At 40.9% G+C, this 22,693-nt stretch carries 20 protein-coding genes, 1 rRNA gene, 1 riboswitch and 2 other annotated features (1 of these 24 only partly in view); of the genes, 3 read left to right on the top strand and 18 right to left on the bottom strand.

Going from position 1 to position 22,693, the window contains the following annotated elements:
- Positions 1-303: 303 nt before the first annotated feature.
- The 3 genes from C1726_RS09050 to C1726_RS09040 all read right to left on the bottom strand — a co-directional run bounded on the left by C1726_RS09050 (position 304) and on the right by C1726_RS09040 (position 3,738).
- Positions 304-615, bottom strand: coding sequence for a YerC/YecD family TrpR-related protein (locus C1726_RS09050; RefSeq protein WP_053479283.1), 312 nt, complete (start codon positions 613-615; stop codon positions 304-306).
- A 210-nt stretch (positions 616-825) separates the two neighbouring features.
- Entirely contained in the window at positions 826-1,887 is a 1,062-nt protein-coding gene (locus C1726_RS09045) for a DUF3048 domain-containing protein (protein ID WP_102272827.1), read from the bottom strand.
- 108 nt (positions 1,888-1,995) lie between these two features.
- Positions 1,996-3,738: an adenine deaminase C-terminal domain-containing protein gene (locus C1726_RS09040; protein WP_102272826.1), complete on the bottom strand. Its 1,743-nt coding sequence runs from the start codon at positions 3,736-3,738 to the stop codon at positions 1,996-1,998.
- A 171-nt stretch (positions 3,739-3,909) separates the two neighbouring features.
- Here C1726_RS09040 and C1726_RS09035 point away from each other — a divergent pair, with 171 nt between their 5' ends.
- Together C1726_RS09035 and C1726_RS26935 are read left to right on the top strand one after the other, a co-directional pair.
- The gene (locus C1726_RS09035; protein WP_102272825.1) at positions 3,910-4,194 is read left to right on the top strand and encodes a YgaP family membrane protein; all 285 of its coding nucleotides are present in this window, start codon (positions 3,910-3,912) and stop codon (positions 4,192-4,194) included.
- 237 nt (positions 4,195-4,431) lie between these two features.
- On the top strand, positions 4,432-4,545 hold the full coding sequence (locus tag C1726_RS26935) for an EYxxD motif small membrane protein (protein ID WP_328158976.1): 114 nt from the start codon (positions 4,432-4,434) through the stop codon (positions 4,543-4,545).
- Here the strand turns inward: C1726_RS26935 and purD are convergent.
- The 14 genes from purD to C1726_RS08965 form a co-directional block, all read right to left on the bottom strand.
- A complete protein-coding gene (gene purD, locus C1726_RS09030; RefSeq protein WP_102272824.1) occupies positions 4,523-5,794 on the bottom strand; it encodes a phosphoribosylamine--glycine ligase in 1,272 nt (423 codons plus the stop codon). The genes C1726_RS26935 and purD overlap by 23 nt on opposite strands.
- Positions 5,795-5,816: 22 nt before the next feature.
- Positions 5,817-7,352 (bottom strand): bifunctional phosphoribosylaminoimidazolecarboxamide formyltransferase/IMP cyclohydrolase, encoded by a 1,536-nt coding sequence (gene purH, locus C1726_RS09025; protein ID WP_102272823.1) that lies wholly within the window; start codon positions 7,350-7,352, stop codon positions 5,817-5,819.
- A gap of 95 nt (positions 7,353-7,447) precedes the next feature.
- Positions 7,448-8,014 (bottom strand): phosphoribosylglycinamide formyltransferase, encoded by a 567-nt coding sequence (gene purN / locus C1726_RS09020; RefSeq protein ID WP_102272822.1) that lies wholly within the window; start codon positions 8,012-8,014, stop codon positions 7,448-7,450.
- On the bottom strand, positions 8,011-9,048 hold the full coding sequence (purM, locus tag C1726_RS09015) for a phosphoribosylformylglycinamidine cyclo-ligase (protein WP_102272821.1): 1,038 nt from the start codon (positions 9,046-9,048) through the stop codon (positions 8,011-8,013). The genes purN and purM overlap by 4 nt, the downstream gene beginning before the upstream one ends.
- A gap of 556 nt (positions 9,049-9,604) precedes the next feature.
- Complete coding sequence (gene purF, locus C1726_RS09010; protein WP_102272820.1) at positions 9,605-11,020, bottom strand: amidophosphoribosyltransferase; 1,416 nt, start codon at positions 11,018-11,020, stop codon at positions 9,605-9,607.
- Complete coding sequence (gene purL / locus C1726_RS09005) at positions 11,005-13,221, bottom strand: phosphoribosylformylglycinamidine synthase subunit PurL (RefSeq protein WP_102272819.1); 2,217 nt, start codon at positions 13,219-13,221, stop codon at positions 11,005-11,007. The genes purF and purL overlap by 16 nt, the downstream gene beginning before the upstream one ends.
- Complete coding sequence (purQ, locus tag C1726_RS09000) at positions 13,205-13,891, bottom strand: phosphoribosylformylglycinamidine synthase subunit PurQ (protein WP_102272818.1); 687 nt, start codon at positions 13,889-13,891, stop codon at positions 13,205-13,207. Before purQ ends, purL begins: the two co-directional genes overlap by 17 nt.
- A complete protein-coding gene (gene purS / locus C1726_RS08995; RefSeq protein WP_102272817.1) occupies positions 13,888-14,142 on the bottom strand; it encodes a phosphoribosylformylglycinamidine synthase subunit PurS in 255 nt (84 codons plus the stop codon). Before purS ends, purQ begins: the two co-directional genes overlap by 4 nt.
- Positions 14,130-14,855 (bottom strand): phosphoribosylaminoimidazolesuccinocarboxamide synthase, encoded by a 726-nt coding sequence (purC, locus tag C1726_RS08990; protein ID WP_102272816.1) that lies wholly within the window; start codon positions 14,853-14,855, stop codon positions 14,130-14,132. Before purC ends, purS begins: the two co-directional genes overlap by 13 nt.
- Before the next feature lie 248 nt (positions 14,856-15,103).
- Positions 15,104-16,396, bottom strand: a complete 1,293-nt coding sequence (gene purB, locus C1726_RS08985) for an adenylosuccinate lyase (protein WP_102272815.1) — start codon at positions 16,394-16,396, stop codon at positions 15,104-15,106.
- A 3-nt stretch (positions 16,397-16,399) separates the two neighbouring features.
- Complete coding sequence (gene purK, locus C1726_RS08980) at positions 16,400-17,554, bottom strand: 5-(carboxyamino)imidazole ribonucleotide synthase (RefSeq protein ID WP_180968147.1); 1,155 nt, start codon at positions 17,552-17,554, stop codon at positions 16,400-16,402.
- The gene (gene purE, locus C1726_RS08975; protein ID WP_102272814.1) at positions 17,541-18,029 is read right to left on the bottom strand and encodes a 5-(carboxyamino)imidazole ribonucleotide mutase; all 489 of its coding nucleotides are present in this window, start codon (positions 18,027-18,029) and stop codon (positions 17,541-17,543) included. The genes purK and purE overlap by 14 nt, the downstream gene beginning before the upstream one ends.
- Before the next feature lie 160 nt (positions 18,030-18,189).
- A riboswitch (purine riboswitch) is annotated at positions 18,190-18,291 on the bottom strand.
- 89 nt (positions 18,292-18,380) lie between these two features.
- On the bottom strand, positions 18,381-18,587 hold the full coding sequence (locus tag C1726_RS08970; RefSeq protein WP_102272813.1) for an NETI motif-containing protein: 207 nt from the start codon (positions 18,585-18,587) through the stop codon (positions 18,381-18,383).
- Positions 18,580-19,125 (bottom strand): DUF2179 domain-containing protein, encoded by a 546-nt coding sequence (locus tag C1726_RS08965; RefSeq protein ID WP_102272812.1) that lies wholly within the window; start codon positions 19,123-19,125, stop codon positions 18,580-18,582. Before C1726_RS08965 ends, C1726_RS08970 begins: the two co-directional genes overlap by 8 nt.
- A gap of 337 nt (positions 19,126-19,462) precedes the next feature.
- Between C1726_RS08965 and C1726_RS08960 the strand changes: the two genes are divergently transcribed.
- The gene (locus C1726_RS08960; protein ID WP_102272811.1) at positions 19,463-21,295 is read left to right on the top strand and encodes a dihydroorotate dehydrogenase; all 1,833 of its coding nucleotides are present in this window, start codon (positions 19,463-19,465) and stop codon (positions 21,293-21,295) included.
- 321 nt (positions 21,296-21,616) lie between these two features.
- Here the strand turns inward: C1726_RS08960 and rrf are convergent.
- Positions 21,617-21,733, bottom strand: a 5S ribosomal RNA gene (gene rrf, locus C1726_RS08955).
- 80 nt (positions 21,734-21,813) lie between these two features.
- Positions 21,814-22,683 (bottom strand) — a sequence feature (23S ribosomal RNA rRNA prediction is too short).
- Positions 22,684-22,692: 9 nt separating this feature from the next.
- Position 22,693 (bottom strand) — a sequence feature (23S ribosomal RNA rRNA prediction is too short) (it continues 346 nt past the right edge of the window).

Below are 22,693 nucleotides of genomic sequence, written 5' to 3'. Positions count from 1 at the left end.
TTCATTCCTATTATGAGTGACCTTTTTCGGGGGACGCTGTTCGTATACGGGCTTCATTCCTATTATGAGTGACCTTTTTCGGGGGGCGCTGTTCGTATACGGGCTTCATTCTTCTTATGAGCGACTTTTTTCGGGGGGCGCTGTTCGTATATGGGCTTCATTCCTCTTATGAGTGACCTTTTTCTTAGGGGTTACAAAGTAAAATAAGCCTGAAACACGAATGTTCCAAGCTTCTTCCCTTAACCTGCTAACAAACTTTTAATAAACTTACTTCACTTTTGCAAGTCCGTTCTAGCCATAAAATTATTCTGCTGTTTCCGCATCTTCTTTCTTTATCCGTTCTAAAGCCATTTCATACGCATCATTTCCATAGTTCAGGCAGCGCTTAACGCGGGAAATTGTTGCCGTACTAGCTCCAGTTTCCGTTTCAATTTTATGATAGGTTTTCCCTTCGCGCAGCATGCGGGCAACCTCTAGCCTCTGGGCAAGGGACTGAATCTCATTGACCGTACATAGATCATCGAAGAAGCGATAGCATTCTTCTAAATCATTTAATGACAAAATTGAATTAAAAAGCTGGTCAAGTTCTTTTCCTCTTAATTTATCAATTTGCATGCATGTATCCCCTTTTTAAATAAAATGAAACTCAATCAGTGGGGGTTTTCCGACGCACAGGACGCGGAATGCTTAGTCGGCCCTCAACACCCACTGATTGTTAGTTGAACCAATCGGGTCTTTACGGGCTGTTAGACCCCCACTTAGAATTTTTTGTTCCCTCAACTTCTTGAAGTTGGAGTATTACAGCCCGTTAATCTGCGTAAAATACTACTCCTTCACATCGAAAGAAACCGTCTGTTCTAGACCTGGAATTGAAGGAATGACATTAATCCATGTCCTTCCGGGTACAAGTCCTGCTTGTTTTCCATTTATGACAGGCAGAATTTTCCCATCGACATTTTCCCATCTTACTTCTTGCCATTTCCCTTTTTGAAGCAAATATGCCCTGCCGCCGGAAGTTAGATCAATCTTTCTTCGACCGGCATTATCAATCACTTTATGATCCGTTTCAACAATAAGAATATTATCCAGCAATACAGGCTCTTCGGACTCATAATCCTTAGTCAGCTCTCCATCAGTATAACGTTTATACTTTTCTAGCGCTTCATCATACTCATAAATGGAGTTAAAAACATTGCTGTTAAAATAGGATACCATGGCTGATGAGGCATCTTCCCCATTTATATTTTCTAATTCGCTTTTATTCAAGAAAGTAAGTGCAGATGGTGCATTATCCATTTCATAGCTTCTTTCCTCTGCTCCCTCAAGGATATTCTCAAATGAAATATAAGAATTATGGGGAGCCTTCCGGAAACTTGCACGCTTAAATAGTGTGCCATCATAAGTAATCCCATTTAAATTATCAATATAGCCATTATCAAGCATATCCTTCGCCTCTGGACTATACCCATGAGCAATATATAGACTGTCATACCCTTTTGCTAACTCAATGTAATAGTCTCTTGCACTTCGTACAGGGCCGATCTTTTCTGGCTGTTCACTCTGGTAAATAGCGAGAAACCGCGTTATATTCCCTTCCGCTAATAATTCATAAACAATATCTGCTTTATCAAGTCCTGATTGCGGACGGGCTTTCGGATGATTATTGATCATAACAGCAACCGCACGGCTATCCGCTTTACTTTCTGTTCCAACACCTGTTAACGGAAATTGATAGGGAAGTTCTTCCACACTAGAAACCTCATTAGATTCGTCTTCTGGAACCTCAATCAATTCATCTTCATTTTCAACAGCTGTATGATCATTCTTGCTGCATCCTGCAATTAAGAGTAAACCAACAATAGAAACAGCCATCCATCTATTAAGCATAGAGCACCTCGGTATTTAATCTCGTCGTCTATTTAAGCTGAATATGTTGCAATTAAATGAATCAATTTTATGATACTCATTAGCAAATCATAAAAACTCTTTTATATTTTAACGCATTATCGTCGGAAAGAGTACTGTTTTATTCATCACATCATACATTCCTTGCTGAGTGATTCGAATATATGGCAAATGAGTCGATGAAAAAAATAAAAGCGAATAAATTGGATCGGCAAATTTGTAGCCTCTTTTTCTCAAATAAGCAAGAAGCTTCTTTTCTTCTTCAATTAAATTTTCTACTTTTTGATCAGACATAACACCTTTGACTTTTAGCGGAATTTCTTGAACAATTTTCCCTTGTTCAGAGACTACAATGCCTCCTCCTAGTTCCTTCATTCGATTAAAAGCCAGTACAATGTCTTCCTTCGTTTTCCCAATCAATATTATATCACCAGTATTTGAAAACGAACTGGCTAATCCATCTAAACGATTAGCAAATCCCTTTAATAATGTATTTATCCGCCAATGCCCATTTTTATCGATTAACATGAAAAAACATTCATCGTTCGTATCAGCCAATCGATCAACTGAGGCATCAATCGATATGGAATACGGCTTTGTAATGACAGCGTTTTCCATTTTTATCCCGAATGGCATTGAAAATTGCAAATCATCCGGATAAAGATTCCATTCAAAAGTTAAAGGTTCAAATCCTTTTTCTTCCCATGAAATTCTGGGATAAGCATCCAATGGCATCCCATCCCTTTTTACCCATTTCCCCTTAGCAAGCACGGAAATTGGCGTTGGATCTGTTTCAGCTTGAAGGAAATTAATATTTGCCACTCTTCCAGTTGCAATCGCTCCATGAAGATGATTGATTTGATAATAACGAGCAATATTAATTGTCCCCATGTTATAAGCATCAATCACCGGTACACCTTTTTCAATTGCAATCCGAATCATTTGATCGATCATTCCCTGCTCATAGAAGGAAGAGGAAGAACCATCCGTTGTAAAAAATATCTGGTCATAATAATCAATGCCAAGCTCATGCATTTCATCCAGCAGGACCGGCAAATCCGGACGAATCGATGAGTAACGTAAAGATACAGTGTAGCCCTGCATTAACCGGTTATATACTTCCTTCCCGCTCATCGCTTCATGATCACAATCTGCTCCCAGAAGCATTAGCTTCGCCAGCGTTTTTTCAGATGCACCTGGGAAATGCCCTTCAATCTTCTTTCTCATTCTCTTCGTTTCCTGAATCCAATGAAGCATTAAATCATCACCAGCTAATAATTTCGGCCAGCCTGTTAATTCTCCTCCCTGCAGAACAGCCTCATGCTCAAGCCATGATTTTACATTTCGATGGGAAAAGATCACTTCTTCCTTTTGGATTTCTGTTTGTGCATCAAATCTGCACCACCAAAACATAGTTGAAGGAAGATTCCCTAATTCACTTAAAAATGAAAATGCTCTCTTTTTATCCAGCTGCAGCGCAAGAACCATATTATCATTAATTAACGTTGTTGTACCAAACTGAGATGCATAGCTCGCAAACGAATGGGGATTATATAATTGAAACGGGTGGGCATGGGGCTCTATATAACCTGGAACAAGCAATAAGCCTTCACAATCCACGACTTCACAATTTTTAATGGTTTCAGGCATCATTTCCCCCACATAAATGATGCGGTCATCATATATCCAAATATTTGCCGTCATCCATTTACGAAAAGCCTGATTAAGATACCGCGCATTTTTTAGAAGCAGCGTCGGAGACAGTTTTCCGTCTAACACGGAAACATGATCACGTATATATTTGTTTTTCCAGCGGTAACGCTGTTCCAGCATAAGAATCCCTCCCTCTAGTTTCTATATTTATCTGTTATAGTGATAGTTAAAAATGGCTTTAAATCAAACAAGAAAGCCCTTTCATAGTTTGTTTTATATTACCATAATTCACTATTTAACGCATTAAAGAAATAGAAAAGTTTGTGATATTTTCTAGAAGAAGGTGAAGGAATGAATATCAAGCCTAATATCGGGACTGTGAATGCACTAATCCGAATCACATGTGGACTCACACTATTAGCGTGCAGTACAGCAAAGCTTACGAAAAAGCCTTGGCGTGAATCTTACATGTTCTTGGCATTTCTTGGGGCAATGAAGGTAGCTGAGGGAATTGTACGCTTCTGCCCAATAACTGCTCTCTTTGAGAATAGACAAGATCTTCTTGGCTCAAAGAATCAAAATGAGAACGGGGAAGAAATCGAAATCAGCGATATCCTTCCATATAACCCTTCGTAAGAAGAAAAGCGGAAGCGCCTTGATCATCGCCGTACAAACTGGAAGGACCGGTTCTTTCGATATAGGAAACACGGTGATCGAGAGCGAACCGATGTTGACGCAATCGTTGCGGAGGGGCCAGAAGTTTGATAGGCGATAAGACGCTTGCGCTAGACAACTTTTTAACTTCAAAGTTACTTTCTGGTATTAAGAATAGCCCCCATCAAATTGGGGGCTTCATAAAAAGGAGCGATTCAAATGTTTTGGGAGTATTTAACTGACATGTCTTTTGTATTGATTGCACTGATTGGCAGTATTGTTGCTTTGCTGTTTGTATTCATTCGAAAATCTAATAAACGGCGTGCTGAATAGCTCGATGCCCAATATCCTTGCGATAGAAGATGCCTGAACAATGAATCTTCTTTAATTCGGCATACACCATTTTTTGTGCCTCTTCCAATGTTTTTGCCTTTGCAGCTGCTAGAAGGACACGTCCGCCAGATGTAAGGAATTGCCCTAGATTATTTTTGTCAGTCCCCGCATGGAATACGTAAACATCCGAATTAATTTTATCTAGCCCCTCCAATACAGCACCTTTTTGGTATGCTTCTGGGTATCCAACGGAAGCTGCAACAACACCAAGCATTACTTCCTCATCCCAAATGATTTCAGGTGTTTTTCCATTGATAACTGCTAGCATCACTTCAGCTAAATCTGATTTCATTCTTGGGAGGATTACCTGGGTTTCCGGATCCCCAAATCGTGCATTAAACTCAATTACTTTCGGTCCAGATTCTGTAATAATTAATCCGGCATATAAAACCCCGCAAAAGCTCCTGCCTTCTTGGACAAGTGCTTTAGCTGTCGGCTGTAAAATAGTCTTCACAGCCTGCTTGATTATTTCATTACTAATTTGCGGCACAGGTGAATAGGCACCCATTCCGCCTGTATTCGGACCCAAATCCCCATCATATGCACGCTTATGGTCTTGAGCAATTTCAAGCGGAATGACGATATCTCCATTCACAAAAGCCATAAGAGAAATTTCCTCACCTGTTAAAAATTCCTCCATGACAACTGTTGATGAAGCATTGCCGAACCTTTCATCTAAAAGCATTTCCTTAAGGCTATTTCTAGCTTCCTCCATTGTCATTGCGACTGTAACGCCCTTACCTGCCGCTAATCCATCCGCTTTTATAACTATCGGCACACCTTTTTCTTCCAAATACACAGATGCTTCTTCATAATTGGAAAATACCGCATACTCTGCTGTCGGAATCCCATACTTTTGCATTAATTCTTTAGCGAATGATTTACTTCCCTCTATGACAGCAGCATCTTTCTTAGGACCGAAAACAGGCATGCCCTCTTTCTGAAAACGATCCACAATCCCTTCTAATAAAGGAACCTCTGGACCAATTACCGTTAAACCAATAGCATTTTCTTTCGCAAATTGGACAAGTCTTTCTTGGTCATTTTCTAGAATGTCAACTAGATGAGAAACATCCTCCATTCCAGGATTCCCTGGTGCAGCAAAAACTTGCTTAACGGTGGGACTTTCAGATAGCTTTCTGCAAATCGCATGCTCACGTCCGCCTCTTCCAATAACTAATACCTTCATTTCCACACCCCCGAAGATTCGATTAATGCTTAAAGTGCCTTACCCCTGTAAAAACCATTGCGATACCATACTCGTCAGCCTTTTTGATCGAATCCTCGTCTCTTACAGAGCCGCCTGGCTGAATGATTGCTGTTATGCCTGCCTTTGCCGCTTCTTCAACGGTGTCATCCATTGGAAAGAAGGCATCTGATGCCATAACTGCACCAGCAGCCTTTTCGCCTGCCTGCTCAAGGGCAATTTTTGCAGCACCCACACGGTTCATTTGACCAGCACCAATCCCAAGTGTCATAGCTGCATTATTTACGACAATTGCATTTGATTTCACATGTTTGACAACCTTCCAGCCAAGCTTGAGCGCCTTCCATTCCTCTTCAGTCGGCTCCCTCTTTGTTGGTACAGATACGCTAGCATGATCGAATGTGAATTGATCATATTGCTGAACGAGCAATCCACCTTCAATCGAAGTTAGTCTTATTTCTTCCTTTCCTTCTGTATGAAAAGGAATGGTTAATAAACGAAGATTCTTTTTCCCAGTTAAAATAGCCAGTGCTTCTCTTGTATAAGCTGGGGCAATAATAATTTCAAGGAAGATTTCATACAGCTTTCGGGCAGTTTCTTCATCTACTTCTCGATTGAAAGCAATAATTCCGCCAAAAATAGAAACTGGATCAGCTGCAAATGCCTTTGAAAACGCATCATAAACCGTTGTCCCGCTGCCAATTCCACATGGATTCATATGCTTTACAGCTACAGCGGCAGGTTCCGTAAACTCTTTAACGATTTGCAGGGCAGCATCTGCATCATTAATATTATTATAGGAAAGCTCCTTTCCATGCAGCTGCTCTGCGTTTGCTATTGAAAATTCTGATCCAAGCGGCATGCGATAGAATGCTGCCCTTTGATGCGGATTCTCTCCGTATCTTAAAGTTTGCTTACGTTCAAAAGTAACTGTAAGCTTTTCAGGAGCTTCTTCGTTTACAAGGTTCGTCATATATTCTGCAATCATCGCATCATAGGCAGCCGTATGACGGAAAACCTTTGCAGCAAGCCTTCTGCGGGTTTCCTTTTCTACTTCACCAGCAGTCTTTAATTGAGATAGAATCGTTTCGTAATCTGCTGGGTCCACAACTACAGTTACATACTCATGATTTTTAGCTGATGCCCTAAGCATGGCAGGTCCGCCAATATCAATATTCTCAATTGCATCTTCTACCGTTACATCAGGCTTTGCGATCGTTTGCTGGAAGGGATATAAGTTAACACAGACAATTTGGATAGGCTCAATATGATGTTCTTCTAGCTGTGCCTTATGGGCAGGCTCATCAAACTTAGCAAGAAGCCCCCCGTGAATCATCGGATTTAATGTTTTTACACGCCCTTCTAATATTTCTGGAAATCCCGTTACATCACTCACTCCAATTACAGGAACGCCACTTTCTTCTAAAGCCTTTTTCGTACCGCCAGTTGATATAATTTCAAAGCCTAACTCATTTAATTGCTTGGCGAATGCTGTTACCCCTTGTTTATCAGACACACTTATAAGCGCTCGTTTCTTCATCTGTCATCCTCCTGATTAGTTCTTTGATAAGGATTTATCCTGTATTTATGAATTTGCAAAATTAGCAGCGGGATATGCAAGATTACATCAATAACTCACTTTTTAAATACTTCCTGCAGGATCTTAGGATATAATTCATGTTCAATTTCATGTATTTTGGCCTGAAGACTTTCCATCGTTTCCTCTTCACTAATCAGAACGGATTGCTGGGCAATAATCGGACCAGTATCCATCCCTTCATCAACGAAATGAATGGTTACTCCGCTCTCTTTTACATTCGCGTTCAGCGCTTGACCGATAGCATCTTTACCTGGAAAGGCTGGTAAAAGTGAAGGATGGATATTAATAATCCTGCCCTCATAGCTCTTAAGAAGCGTTGGACCGATTAAACGCATATAGCCAGCCAGAATGACGTAATCAACCTCTAATTCTTTTAATTCCTGCAAAATTTCTGTCTCATACTCTTCTTTACTTTCATACTCTTTTGCCGAAAAAACAAACGCTGGGATGCACTCTTTTATCGCTCTATCAATACTGAAAGCCCCCGGTCGATCACAGACGAGCAGCTTAATAATCGCAGATAGCTTATCTGCCTTTACAGCATCTGCAATCGCCTGAAAATTTGTACCGCTCCCTGAAGCAAATATGGCGATATTTTTCATTGGTTCCCCCTATATATTTCAACGCCTGGTCTCTCTGTTACTTTACCAAGGACATAAGCTTTTTCACCTAAGCTATTAAAATAGACCATTACTTCTTTAGCTATTTCCTCATCTACTGCAACAACCATACCAGTGCCCATATTAAAAATATTGTACATTTCCTTATGATCCAGTTCACCGATTTCTTCCATCAACCTGAATACAGCTGGCACCTCCCAGTTGCTCTCAATCAGTTCAGCACCTAACCCCTCAGGCAGCATACGGGGGATATTTTCAATAAAACCGCCGCCAGTAATATGGGCCATTCCTTTAATAGGAAACTTATCCAAAGCTGATAAAATTGATTTCACATAGATTTTTGTCGGGCGCAGTAATTCTTCTCCTAATGTGCATCCAAATACATCGACATACTCTGTTAATTCCATATTTGCTTTCTCAAAGAATATTTTTCTAACAAGTGAATAGCCGTTGCTATGGACGCCACTGGAAGCCAGCCCGATTAATACATCACCTGACTTAATCGTTGTGCCATCCACAAGTTTTGTTTTCTCGCAGGCACCGACAGAAAATCCTGCAAGGTCGTATTCTTCCTCGCTGTACATGCCGGGCATTTCTGCTGTTTCCCCGCCAACTAGCGCACAGCCAGCCTGTTCGCATCCTTCAGATATCCCCTTAACAATTGCCTCAATTCTAGCCGGTTCTGCTTTTCCACATGCAATATAATCTAAGAAATACAATGGCTCAGCACCTTGTACCACAATGTCATTTACACACATTGCTACTGCATCAATTCCGATTGTATCGTGTTTATCCATCTGAAAAGCTAACATCAATTTCGTTCCGACACCGTCTGTACCTGAAACAAGAACAGGTTCCTTTAATTGTAAGATCGATAAATCGAACATGCCGCCAAAACCTCCAAGACCTCCAAGCACCCCTGGGCGTATGGTCTTTTGCACATGTTTTTTCATACGTGAAACTGCTTCATAACCAGCTTCAATGTCCACTCCAGCCTGTTTATATGCATTTGCCATTTTATTTTTCCTCCTATTAGAGAAGCTCAATCGCCTTGAATAATGCCGTACAAACCTTCGATAAAGAAAATAAGGTGAGCCTTAGAAAATCCCTGATGAAGCAATCGTTGCGTAGGAGTCCTAAAGTTTGATCAATTATAGTCCGAATGTGCCAGATAATTCTCCAACTCAAAAGCTTTACTTTCTTTTTTAAGGCTATGTTAAAACGGAATGTTAATTTTACGATGTTTTAAAAATAGACGGAGAAATTCCGGCTAAATTGGGAAATACCTCTATTTCCTCAAAAATAAGGGAAGTTTTTCCGCTTATATGATCAAATTCGATGGATTTTGTCTAATTTAGAGCAGTTAAGCGGAATTTCTCCGCTTATTTCTGCTACTTCAGTATGTTCTTTATGTAATAGGCGGAAATTCTCCGCCTATTACTCCTCATACATACATGAAAATCAACAGTGAATAATAACTAAGCCTTTTTAAAAACAAGTTGTTTATACAATTGTCTCTCTTGAAAAGAAAAACGACATCTGTCTTACAATGCCGCTTTCCTTCATATGTCATTAAACAGCAGGAACTTTATCCTCTGAAGAAACAGGGTAAATTTCTGTTGGATACTTACCGGTAAAACAGGCAAGGCAAGAGCCGCGTGTTTCTCCGTCTTCCTTTCGCCCGATTGCTTCCACCATGCCCTCCACACTAAGGAAAGTCAGTGAATCTGCCCCGATTATCTCTCTAATTTCTTCAACAGAGTGATTAGCAGCAATCAGCTCTTCCTTTGTAGAAGTATCAATGCCATAGAAACATGGATTTTTAATAGGCGGTGAGCTGATTAGCACATGTACCTCTGTCGCACCTGCTTCTTTAAGCATCGAAACGATTCTTCTGCTTGTCGTTCCGCGAACAATGGAATCATCTACCATGATGACTCTTTTTCCTTCCACCACACCCCGAACAGGTGAAAGCTTCATTTTCACACCCTGCTCCCTTAACGATTGGGAAGGCTGAATGAACGTACGTCCCACATATTTATTCTTGATTAGTCCCATTTCGTACGGAATTCCAGAAGCCTCCGCATAGCCAATCGCAACCGAAATACTTGAATCTGGAACTCCTGTGACAACATCTGCCTCAACCGGAACCTCAATAGCTAATTGTTTTCCAAGATTTTTTCTAGCTGTGTGAACATTGATGCCATTTATATTGCTGTCTGGACGGGAAAAATAAATATATTCCATCGTACACATGGCGATATTAGAGGCAAAGGCAAACATTTCCGAATGGATTCCTTGATCATCAATAATTAGCAATTCACCAGGCATTACATCACGAACAAACTCAGCTCCAACGATGTCAAATGCACAAGTCTCTGATGCGACAACAAATGCATCACCAATTTTCCCTAATGAAAGAGGCCTCATTCCATTCGGATCAAGGGCTACCATTAATTCTGTTTCTGTCATAATGAGAAATGCATAAGCTCCCTTAACCATGGATAGTGCATTTTTCACCCTATCTTTAAAGGATGAGAATCCTCCACGTTTAATTAAATGAGCCAGCACCTCTGTATCAGAGCTTGTTTGAAAAATACTGCCTTGAGCCTCAAGCTGGCTCCGTAATGCAGTAGCATTAATTAAGTTCCCATTATGGCAAAGAGAAAGGCTTCCGCTTTGAGAGTTGAACAGCAGCGGCTGGACATTTTCATAACCGCCGCCTCCTGCTGTCGCATATCTTACATGTCCGATCGCAGCTTTTCCTTCCAGTTCCTGAATCGCTTCAGAAGTAAAAATTTCTGAAACAAGCCCCTCTCCTTTTTTTCCCTTCAGTTTCACACCATCTGTTACAACAATTCCTGTACCCTCCTGCCCGCGATGCTGCAGGCTATGAAGGCCGTAATAAGTAATTTGCGAAGCTTCTGGATGTCCCCAGACACCAAAGATGCCGCATTCCTCATTCAATCCTTTTATTTCAGCAAGCATGGGATAGCTCCTTTCCAGGCTTTTTTCAATAATTCAACCTGCTCGGCAAGCACAAGCCCTTCCTTGGAAGAAATTTGAAGGATAGGCAAATCTGTCACTTCTCCAATTAACCTAGCGTCTACTAAGCTTTCAAATGCTTGCTGATCCTCTTTTTTCACAGATAGCAGGAAACGGGATTGGGATTCACTGAATAAAGCTGAAACTGTATTTCCTGTAATCTTTATATTTGCTCCAAGATTCCCTGAACCGAAAAGACTCTCCGCAGCAGCAACAGCCAAGCCGCCTTCTGCAACATCGTGAGCGGAAGCAACAAGCCCCTCCCGAATAGCTTGTAAAACTTGATTTTGGTAATTGGCTTCTTTTTCTAAATCAATCTCAGGAGCTCTCCCGAATATCTTTCCAAATGTAAGCTTTTGCAGTTCACTGCCGCCAAACTCATCCTTCGTTTCTCCTAACAGATAAATAAGATCTCCAGCTGATTTAAAGTATTGAGTTGTCGCATGCTTAATATCTGCAACTAGACCGACCATCCCAATAACTGGTGTAGGGTAAATAGCTGCTCCATTTGTCTCGTTATATAATGACACATTCCCGCCAATAACAGGGGTATTTAAAGTACGGCAAGCTTCACTAATCCCATCAGCTGATTTTTCAATCTGCCAGAAAATTTCTGGCTTTTCCGGATTGCCGAAATTCAAGTTATCTGTAATAGCTAAAGGCTCACCGCCAGAACAAACAATGTTTCTTGCCGCCTCTGCTACAGCAATCTTGCCGCCTGTTTCCGGGTCTAAGTACATATAGCGTGAATTGCAATCCGTTGTCATCGCTAGACCTTTCCGTGTTCCGCGAATTCGAAGCACTGCAGCATCAGAACCAGGAGCAACTACTGTATTCGTACGGACCATATAATCGTATTGGTCATATACCCACTCTTTGCTAGCAATCGTCGGCTGCTGAAGCAATTTGATCAGTGTTTCCTTATAATCAGCAACTGTTGGAATTTCATTTTCCATCGCTTGGAACTCACGATAATATTCAGGTTCACAAGAAGGCTTATGATACACAGGTGCCTCTTCTGCAAGAGCATCCGCTGGAACATTTGCTACGATTTCTTCGTTATGAATCAGGCGAAGCATTTTGTCATCTGTAACCTTGCCAATAGCTACTGCTTCTAGATCATATTTGGAGAACAAATCAACAATCTCTTGCTCTCTGCCCTTTTTCACAACAATCAACATTCTCTCCTGTGACTCAGAAAGCATCATTTCATAAGCAGTCATACCTGTTTCCCTTTGTGGAACTAGATCAAGGTTCATTTCAATGCCTGATCCTGCCTTACTCGCCATTTCGGCTGATGAGCTTGTCAGTCCTGCTGCTCCCATATCTTGAATACCTACTAGGGCATCTGACTTCACAAGTTCAAGACATGCTTCAAGTAAAAGTTTTTCCATGAATGGGTCTCCTACTTGAACAGCTGGACGTTTTTCCTCTGATTGATCAGTTAATTCCTCAGAAGCAAAGGTCGCTCCATGAATTCCGTCACGGCCAGTTTTTGCCCCGACATACATTACAGTATTGCCAACTCCATGTGCCTGGCCTTTTTGAATATCTTTATGGTCAATTAATCCCACACACATCGCATTAACTAATGGATTTCCTTCATAGGCTGATTCAAATTGTATCTCTCCGCCGACTGTCGGAATCCCAATACAGTTTCCATACCCTGCAATACCAGCAACCACTTCCTTAAACAGATACTTCGTTCGTGCATTGTCCAGCTCCCCAAAGCGCAATGAATTAAGCATGGCAATGGGACGTGCACCCATAGAAAAAACATCACGGATAATTCCGCCAACTCCAGTTGCCGCTCCTTGATAAGGCTCGATTGCTGAAGGGTGATTATGGCTTTCAATTTTAAAAACAACAGCCTGCCCGTCACCGATATCAACAATCCCTGCACCTTCTCCGGGTCCTTGGAGTACCTTCTCACCCGCTGTCGGGAATTTTTTTAACACAGGCTTCGAGTTTTTATAGCTGCAGTGCTCAGACCACATAACAGAAAAAAGACCAATTTCTGTATAATTTGGCAGACGCCCGAGAATCTTTTCAATCATCGCAAATTCTTCATCCGATAAACCCATTTCCTTGTATACCTTCTGTGCCTTTAATTGTTCTGGATTTGGTTCAAGCATTAACGACATGTGCTTCCCTCCATTGTTTTACGATCGATTGAAAAAGTTTCAAGCCATCTGCTCCTCCTAAAAGCTCATCCACTGCTCTTTCAGGGTGCGGCATCATCCCAAGTACATTTCCTTTATCATTGATGATACCGGCAATATCTTCTAAACTCCCATTTGGATTGCTGCCGTTATAAGTGAAAACAATTTGGTTATTTGCCTTCAATTTTGCAAGGGTTTCTTCATCACAATAATAGTTGCCTTCACCATGAGCGATAGGGATTGTAATCACTTCATTTTTTTCATATGCAGATGAAAACATCGTTTGGTTATTTTCAACCGTTAATTCCACTTGGCGGCAAATAAACTTCAAGCTTTCATTTCTTCTCATTGCACCTGGCAGAAGTCCTGCTTCTAATAAAATTTGAAATCCATTGCAGACGCCTAACACTGGCTTTCCCGCTTCTGCTGCCTTCACAACCTCTCTCATTACATTGCTAAAACGCGCAATTGCACCAGAACGGAGGTAATCCCCATAAGAAAAGCCCCCAGGAAGAAGAATCCCGTCAAACTCATCTAGGCTTTCTTTATCATGCCAGACATATTCTACCTCAGCACCAAGCTCATCCTTCACTGCATGATACATGTCTACATCACAATTCGATCCAGGAAAAACAATGACCGCAAATCTCACTGAGCAACAGCCTCCTCAATTTCATAACGGTAATCTTCAATGACAACATTAGCTAGTAAACGTTCACACATTTCCTTCACCACTTCAGCAACAGGACGATCTGACTCTTCAATGGTCAATTCCATGTATTTACCGATACGGACATCTGAAACTTCATGATAATTTAACGAATGCAGTGAGCTTTTCACTACCGTTCCTTGAGGATCTAAAACACTTTCCCTTAATGTAACGAATACCTTTACTTTGTACATACTGTTTGGCCTCCCAGTCTGGCTAGAATATTTTCATAAGCATCTGTCAAATTTCCGAGGTCTCTGCGGAATACATCCTTATCAAGCTTCTCATTCGTTTGGATATCCCAAAGCCTGCACGTGTCAGGCGAAATTTCGTCAGCTAGCATAATATGTCCATCATGGTCTTTCCCAAATTCAAGTTTAAAGTCGACAAGACGAATGCCTAGCTCTTTGAATAAACTAGATAACACTATGTTTACTTTCAGTGCCTTTTCTTTTAAAATTGCGACTTCTTCCTTGCTGGCAAACTGAAGGATTTCAATATGGTCCTCTGTTAGAAGTGGATCTCCCAGCGCATCATTTTTAAGATAAAACTCTACGATTGGTCTTACGAGCGGTGCACCTTCTTCTACTCCCAATCGTTTGGCGAAGCTCCCAGCAGAAATATTTCGGACAACCGTTTCAAGAGGAATAATTTGTACCTTTTTTACAAGCTGTTCCGTTTCTGAAACCTTTTTAATGAAGTGGGAATCAATCCCAAGCTCTTGAATCTTCGAAAATAGCAAACTAGTAATCTCGTTATTCAAACGGCCTTTCCCAGTAATGCTTGCTTTCTTCTCTCCGTTATAAGCAGTTGCAGAGTCTTTATACTCGATCCAAACAACACCCTGATCATTTGTTTCGTATATTTTTTTAGCCTTGCCTTCATATAGCAATGTTCCTTTTTCCACTTGGAAAGCCCCCTATTTTAAGAAGATTGGGAATTTTATTTTTATAAAAGAGGCAAGAAAAGTTCTTACCTCTTTTATTTTATTAGGTACGAAAAAATAACTTTGGTGTTAGAGAATTGTCTAGCTTCGGCTGCTAGGGGCTCGAGGTCATAAGTCAACATCGTTCCCTCTCGCTCACCGTGTTTCCTTTATCGAAAGAACCGGTCCTTCCAATTTGTACGGCGATGACCAAGGCGCTTCCGCTTTTCTTATAATCCTAAGCGATCAAAAATGGTATCTACATGTTTGATATGATAGTTATAGTCAAAGCAATCATCAATTTCTGCTGCAGAAAGCTTATCTGTGATTTTTTCATCCTGCTCAATAAGACTGCGGAAGTGAACTTGCTTTTCCCATGCCTCCATTGCTTTAGGCTGAACAGTATCATATGCCTCTTCACGAGTTAACCCTTTATCAATTAGCGCGAGAAGAACACGCTGGGAATAGATTAAACCAAGCGTTCGATCCATATTGCGTTTCATATTTTCCGGGAAGACCGTTAAGTTCTTCACAATATTTCCAAATCGATTCAGCATATAATTCAAGGCAATTGTTGCATCTGGAAGAATGATTCTTTCAGCAGATGAATGGGAAATATCACGCTCATGCCATAAAGCTACATTTTCATATGCTGTCATCATGTACCCGCGAATGACTCTTGCCATCCCCGTCATATTCTCTGAACCAATCGGGTTGCGTTTATGCGGCATAGCAGATGAACCTTTTTGACCCTTTGCAAAGAACTCCTCTACCTCACGCGTTTCACTTTTTTGCAGACCGCGAATTTCTGTTGCGAATTTTTCAATTGAAGTCGCTATAAGTGCGATCGTGCTCATATAATGTGCATGACGATCACGCTGCAATGTCTGTGTGGAAATTGGCGCAGGCTGCAGGCCAAGTTTTTCACAGACATATTTCTCAACAAATGGGTCAATATTTGCGTAGGTCCCAACTGCCCCTGAAATCTTCCCAAACTCAACCCCTGAAGCTGCCTCTTTAAAGCGCTCAAGATTTCGCTTCATTTCCTCGTACCAAAGAGCAAGTTTCAATCCAAATGTAGTCGGCTCCGCATGAACCCCGTGCGTACGACCCATCATAACTGTGTACTTATGCTCTTTCGCTTTATTTTCTAAAATCTCAACAAAGCGCTCTAAATCCCTCAATAAAATATTATTTGCCTGTTTAATCGTGTAGGAAAGTGCAGTATCCACTACGTCAGTTGATGTTAAACCATAGTGAACCCATTTGCGCTCCTCACCAAGCGTTTCTGATACGGCACGCGTAAAAGCAACAACATCATGTCTCGTTTCTTCTTCGATTTCCTTAATTCGCTGAATATCAAATGATGCCTTTTCACGGATTTTTTCGACATCTTCCTTTGGAATGTCGCCGAGCACTGCCCAAGCTTCACAAGCTAATATTTCAACCTCGAGCCATGCCTGGAAACGGTTTTCCTCTGTCCAAATGGCTCCCATCTCTGGTCTTGTATAGCGTTCAATCATGTTTTATCCTCCGATCTTTTCTGTCACACCTGACCATATCTTGCTTTCCTCTATTTCAGCAAAAGCTTCTTCAACTGAATCACGTAAAAGCGTGACATGGCCCATTTTGCGTTTATACTTGGCTTCCCTTTTTCCATATAAATGTATTTTCCAGTCAGGCAATGAAGGAATTTGATCGATTATTCCCTGCTGATGTTCTCCTAATATGTTTACCATTACTGCTGGTTTTAATAGCTTGGTTTGCCCGAGCGGCCAATTACAAATTGAGCGAATATGCTGTTCAAATTGGGAGGTTTCACAAGCTTCGATCGAATAATGCCCCGAATTGTGAGGCCTTGGAGCTAACTCATTAATGTAAATTTGCTCATCCTTCGCCAGAAACATTTCTACTGCCAATGTTCCAACGAGTTCTAAGTGCTGTGCAAGCTGCTTAGCTGCTTGCACAGCTTGCTCTTCTGCATATTTTGTTATTCTTGCTGGCACAATAGTCTGATGAAGAATGTTCTCTCTATGAATATTTTCTGCCACTGGAAGCACAGCTATTTCGGCCTTGCTGTTTCTGCAAATAATGACGGAAATTTCCTTTTCAAAGGGAATCCACTTTTCAAGAACACATATGCCTTGATTAAGAAGCTGTTTTGCCTCTGCAATCTCTTCTTTGCTTTTTATCACATATTGACCTTTTCCATCATAGCCGCCTCTGGAAGTTTTTAATACTGCTGGAAGCCCGAACTTATCTATATTATCATAAATTGCCTCTTCCGTTTCGATTACTGCGTATGGTGCAACCACTAAGCCAGCATGTTGGATGGCGGCCTTCTCTTGTATGCGATCCTGTGTAATTTTAAGTAATGCAGTTCCTTGAGGAACATAGGCATTCTCGCATAACCAATTCAGTGCCACTGCATTTATATTTTCAAATTCATAAGTGATTACATCACTCACCTTGGCAAGTTCTTGGATTGAATCAATGCTATGATACTCACCAACAATCTTGTAGTCGGCAACCTGCCCGCACGGAGAATCCTCTGTGGGGTCTAGCACTGCAATTCTAAAACCATTGGCCTTGGCTGCAATGGCCATCATCCGCCCTAACTGGCCGCCGCCAATAATCCCGATTGTCTGACCTGGGAAAATGATCTTATTAGACAAGTTCATCACTACTTTCTAAAACTTCCAGTTTTGTTTGCTCTCTTTTCTGTTCTAGACGATCTGCAATATTAGCATCTTGTGTACCTAAAATCTGAGCAGCAAGCAATCCAGCATTCGCTGCGCCAGCTTTTCCGATTGCAACTGTTGCCACGGGAACTCCTCCCGGCATTTGCACAATAGATAACAAAGAATCAAGACCATTTAACGCTTTGGTTTGAACAGGAACACCTATTACAGGAAGCGATGTTTTTGCCGCGACCATTCCTGGAAGATGAGCAGCACCACCTGCTCCAGCGATAATAACTTTTATTCCTCTTCCTCTTGCACTTTCCGCATAGGCAAACATTAAATCTGGAGTACGATGAGCGGAAACAACCTTTTTTTCGTATTCAATTTCGAGCTCATCAAGTATTTCGCAAGCATGTTTCATTGTTTCCCAGTCCGACTTGCTCCCCATGATTATAGCTACCTTAGTCTCCATTATTCTCCTCCAGTTCATCTATAAAGCTATTATTTTAGCAATTAAATATAAAAAACCCGGACAGATGCTTTCTACAATGAGAGAAAGCAATCTGACCGGGCACAAATAAGCATAATGAATAGTATCCATACTCAAATAGGATATCCTTCTTCATTTGCCGGACGTATCGACTTTCCCTCATAGTCCAATAATTTACGGTTATCGGGTAGAAACTTATGGGCCATATTCCCATTATTATACGAGGGTTATTCAGTTCAATTTTAACTTATATACACATCTTATCAACTTAACATGAGCCATGTCAACCTAAAATCGAACAATACAAGAAGTCATACATCCATTGTTCGTGTTTTAGGATTGGATGACTTTTGCTTCGAATATAATTTGCCGACCTACTGGTTCATAGGTTACATCCGCACCATTTTTGATTTCTTCAAAGATCGGCTTCTCAGTTCTTCTTATTGGCATATAGCCTGCTTTTTTTATTCGATCGAGGCACATATCTATCGTTTCATTTTCCTGTACTTCAAATAACATTTTCTGTTTTCCCTTACTCACGAAACAACTTTCCTTTCTTTACTGATTTCACCCAAAACCCCCCATGAATCGTTTTAGGCTCATATGCGATAATAAACGCCTTTGGATCCAGCTCTTTGATGGTTTGGTAAAGCTTTAGTTCATACTTCCTTGGTGTTAAAATTTGCAGAGCCATGCGATCTCCTTCTAAACCATTTGCAGCCCAATTTGTCACGCCATACCCTTTTTCTCTTAACACCTTCGGAACATCTTTATCATATTCCTTCGTAATTACATTTACCGTAATATAACCAAGAGCAAGCTTCTCTTCAATTTTCATACCAACAATTACACCAATCCCATACCCCAGCGCATACGCAATCAAATTCTGTATTTCATTTAGATTATCAAGAACAAGTCCAAGTCCAATTACATAAATGACTACTTCAATCGTGCTAATAAATGCTGCAAGGTATCGCTGCCCCTTCAGTGTTAAAATCATCCTTATAGTAAAAAAAGATACATACACAATGTTTATCACAAGAATAATCGCGACCATCACAAAACTATTTTCAAGCAATGAAAGGCCTCCTTAGATAGTGTTGAATGACATGAAGGATGAAAATCATTTTTTAGTTGAATCCTATTGAGTTCTTATTTTACAGAATAAATCCCACTATGCGAACCATTTATTACAAACAAGGTAAAAATTTTCTAATTACTTGTTATATTAACCTGAATTACAGCGTGTTAATCCTTTTTGATCAATCCCACGATAGTTCGAAACCCTAAAGGAGAGATAGTTCATGCTTTGCAGCTAAACATGCTAGAATTAGAATAAAAGTAATAATTACATTTATTAAAAGGACGATACAGTTAAAAGAGTAGCATAAATTTATGTTTAGAAGGTGTTGTTTATGCCAGACTGGTCTTATCATCCATTAAAAAAGCTCTTACTAGATAAATTAAGTCCGAAAACAAGCAGGGAGTTTATTCATAAATCCATGAGCACAATCGCGTCCATTCCTGGTGGTCGCAATCTTATTGAATTTTTAGGACATATGAAAGCCCCTCGGGAATTTCAAAAGGATATTCATTATACTAGATTTCCATCTCCAATCGGGTTAAGCGGCCATATTGATCCTAATTTGTCAGGTCTTAACGCCTTCCAAGAATTAGGATTTGGATTTGCAGAAATTGGGCCAATCGTGTTAAAGGAGCCTAATATACAGAACCAGCCTAAAATCGAAAATGATCAAATCCTATTTTCTAATCATTATGAGAAGGTTCCTCTCAAACTAGCTATAAAAAAGTTAACAGCCCTAACCATTCAAATTCCTATTCTTGCTAAAATTGATACACATGTTACAAGAAATGAATGGAATTTAATTGTGCAGCATTTAACCCCCTTTGTGGATGGTTTTATCGGAACAAGGGAGCAAATTAACTCATTTGTTGATAATGATGCTAAAAATTCAGAGTGCTCTTTTTATGTTTCTTTTTTCATTGAAGATAAAGAAAAAATCGAATTAGATAGTAAGGAATTTGTAAAGCATCCATGTATTAGTGGGATAGTCATAAATTCTCCTCGTCGAACGGATGCCGGCTATTGGCAAGAGGATGCAAATGCAAATGAATGTCTAGCTAAAATAGTGAAAGAAGTTAAAGCCCATTCCCCTGAACTAACAGTTATAACTTCGGGTGGAGTGGAATCTCCAGAGGAGGCTTATACTCTAGTCCATGCTGGTGCAGATCTATTGCTACTAACAGATGGCTATGTAAAAGCTGGTCCAGGTTTACCAAAGCGAATTCATGAGCGATTATTATATGAAGAAGTCCGATCGATTAATAAGCAAAAGTGGTCCTGGTCCTTTCTGTTTGGTCTCTCCATCCTAATTGGAGGAATCATTGCCTTATATTTTGCATTTACGAGTGTTATCCTCCCTTATGATGAATCGTTTATCGGATTGACAAGAGCTGCTATTTTCCAAGTCAATCCGCTTATCCTTTCCTTTATGTCACATGATCGAATGGCGTTAGCAGGAACAATGATATCAGGAGGAATATTGTATATTCAACTTGCACGCCACGGAATAAAAAACAACATGCATTGGGCTAAGATTGCTTTTCACAGTGCAGCGATCGTAGGATTTATTGGTATTTTCCTTTTTATCGGCTTTGGTTACTTTGATTGGCTGCATGGTTTATTTTGGCTTATTTTAATGCCGATCTATTATTTTAGCTTTAAAGAAGGAAGAAGAGTCACTGGTTCCCCTTTTTCCAGTCATGGAAAGAATGATCGAGTGTGGAAGTACGGGCTTTATGGTCAGCTCCTATTTATTATGCTAGGATTTTTGATAGTCGTAGGTGGGATCATTATTTCCACCATAGGGGTATCCAAAGTTTTTGTTGCCACTGACTTAAGCTTCTTGTGCATGTCACCTCAAATGTTAAATAACTTTAGCAGCAATTTAATTCCTGTTATCGCACATGACCGAACAGGATTTGGCAGTGCCCTTATAAGTGTTGGTTTACTTGTTCTAATGATTTCCTTGTGGGGCTTTAGAAAAGGGGAACGTTGGATTTGGAATACTTTATGCTTAGGAGCATTACCTGCGTTTATAGCGGGGATTGGAACACATATATATATTGGGTATACAACTTTCATTCATTTACTTCCTGTTTACTTTTTAATTATTTTATATTTGTTAGGCTTACTATTATCCTATCCTTTTCTAAAAAAGAAATAAAAAGGCATATCGGCTTTATGAAGAACCATTTCCTTGTTGCTTGAAATGATTTAGGTCTTCATCGGCTTTATGAAGGACCTTTCTTCTCTTGCTTGGGCTAATTTGGTCCTTCATTGAACTGATGAAGGACTTTTTTCTTGTTTCTTAAGCTAATTTGGGCTTTCATCAATCTTATGAAGGCCTTTTTCCATGTTACATAACACAGTTTTGTCCTTCAATCCCAATATAAGCAGGACAATTAGTCTATTCTCACTCTGGCCATCAACGATTTCATTAAAACTTACAAAAAAAAAGAGTACCCTATGGGTACTCTTTCATCTTGCCTAGCGACGTCCTACTCTCACAAGGGGACAGCCCCTAACTACCATCGGCGCTGAGAAGCTTAACTTCCGTGTTCGGGATGGGAACGGGTGTGACCTTCTCGCCATCGTCACTAGACTATTTATAATGAGGGTTTGTTCCCTCAAAACTAGATAATGCTAAAGAAGAATTTCAAGTAATCATTAATGGTTAAGTCCTCGACCGATTAGTATTTGTCAGCTCCACGTGTCACCACGCTTCCACCTCAAACCTATCAACCTGATCATCTTTCAGGGGTCTTACTAGCTTGACGCTATGGGAAATCTCATCTCGAGGGGGGCTTCATGCTTAGATGCTTTCAGCACTTATCCCTTCCGCACATAGCTACCCAGCGATGCTCTTGGCAGAACAACTGGTACACCAGCGGTGCGTCCATCCCGGTCCTCTCGTACTAAGGACAGCTCCTCTCAAATTTCCTGCGCCCACGACGGATAGGGACCGAACTGTCTCACGACGTTCTGAACCCAGCTCGCGTACCGCTTTAATGGGCGAACAGCCCAACCCTTGGGACCGACTACAGCCCCAGGATGCGATGAGCCGACATCGAGGTGCCAAACCTCCCCGTCGATGTGGACTCTTGGGGGAGATAAGCCTGTTATCCCCGGGGTAGCTTTTATCCGTTGAGCGATGGCCCTTCCATGCGGAACCACCGGATCACTAAGCCCGACTTTCGTCCCTGCTCGACTTGTAGGTCTCGCAGTCAAGCTCCCTTATGCCTTTACACTCTTCGAATGATTTCCAACCATTCTGAGGGAACCTTTGGGCGCCTCCGTTACTTTTTAGGAGGCGACCGCCCCAGTCAAACTGCCCACCTGACACTGTCTCCTGCCCCGATCAGGGGCATGGGTTAGAATTTCAATACAGCCAGGGTAGTATCCCACCGATGCCTCCACCGAAGCTGGCGCTCCGGCTTCCAAGGCTCCTACCTATCCTGTACAAGCTGTACCGAAATTCAATATCAGGCTACAGTAAAGCTCCACGGGGTCTTTCCGTCCTGTCGCGGGTAACCTGCATCTTCACAGGTACTATAATTTCACC

The sequence above is a fragment of the Cytobacillus massiliigabonensis genome, assembly GCF_900199725.1.
In the GTDB taxonomy this organism is placed as follows: Bacteria; Bacillota; Bacilli; order Bacillales; family Cytobacillaceae; genus Cytobacillus; species Cytobacillus massiliigabonensis.
The sequence above is the reverse complement of the archived record's forward strand: the minus strand, read 5'-3'. Positions and strand labels throughout refer to the sequence as shown.

Bases quoted from the DNA above. Each gene is read 5' to 3' on its own strand.
- purD (WP_102272824.1), bottom strand. From the start codon at position 5,794: ATGAAGGTATTAGTTATTGGAAGAGGCGGACGTGAGCATGCGATTTGC.
- purB (WP_102272815.1), bottom strand. From the start codon at position 16,396: ATGATTGAACGCTATACAAGACCAGAGATGGGAGCCATTTGGACAGAG.
- purN (WP_102272822.1), bottom strand. From the start codon at position 8,014: ATGAAAAATATCGCCATATTTGCTTCAGGGAGCGGTACAAATTTTCAG.
- C1726_RS09035 (WP_102272825.1), top strand. From the start codon at position 3,910: ATGAATATCAAGCCTAATATCGGGACTGTGAATGCACTAATCCGAATC.
- purL (WP_102272819.1), bottom strand. From the start codon at position 13,221: ATGTCGTTAATGCTTGAACCAAATCCAGAACAATTAAAGGCACAGAAG.
- purM (WP_102272821.1), bottom strand. From the start codon at position 9,048: ATGGCAAATGCATATAAACAGGCTGGAGTGGACATTGAAGCTGGTTAT.
- C1726_RS09040 (WP_102272826.1), bottom strand. From the start codon at position 3,738: ATGCTGGAACAGCGTTACCGCTGGAAAAACAAATATATACGTGATCAT.
- C1726_RS08960 (WP_102272811.1), top strand. From the start codon at position 19,463: ATGCCAGACTGGTCTTATCATCCATTAAAAAAGCTCTTACTAGATAAA.
- C1726_RS09050 (WP_053479283.1), bottom strand. From the start codon at position 615: ATGCAAATTGATAAATTAAGAGGAAAAGAACTTGACCAGCTTTTTAAT.
- purF (WP_102272820.1), bottom strand. From the start codon at position 11,020: ATGCTTGCTGAAATAAAAGGATTGAATGAGGAATGCGGCATCTTTGGT.
- C1726_RS09045 (WP_102272827.1), bottom strand. From the start codon at position 1,887: ATGCTTAATAGATGGATGGCTGTTTCTATTGTTGGTTTACTCTTAATT.
- purE (WP_102272814.1), bottom strand. From the start codon at position 18,029: ATGGAGACTAAGGTAGCTATAATCATGGGGAGCAAGTCGGACTGGGAA.
- purS (WP_102272817.1), bottom strand. From the start codon at position 14,142: ATGTACAAAGTAAAGGTATTCGTTACATTAAGGGAAAGTGTTTTAGAT.
- purK (WP_180968147.1), bottom strand. From the start codon at position 17,554: ATGAACTTGTCTAATAAGATCATTTTCCCAGGTCAGACAATCGGGATT.
- purH (WP_102272823.1), bottom strand. From the start codon at position 7,352: ATGAAGAAACGAGCGCTTATAAGTGTGTCTGATAAACAAGGGGTAACA.
- C1726_RS26935 (WP_328158976.1), top strand. From the start codon at position 4,432: ATGTTTTGGGAGTATTTAACTGACATGTCTTTTGTATTGATTGCACTG.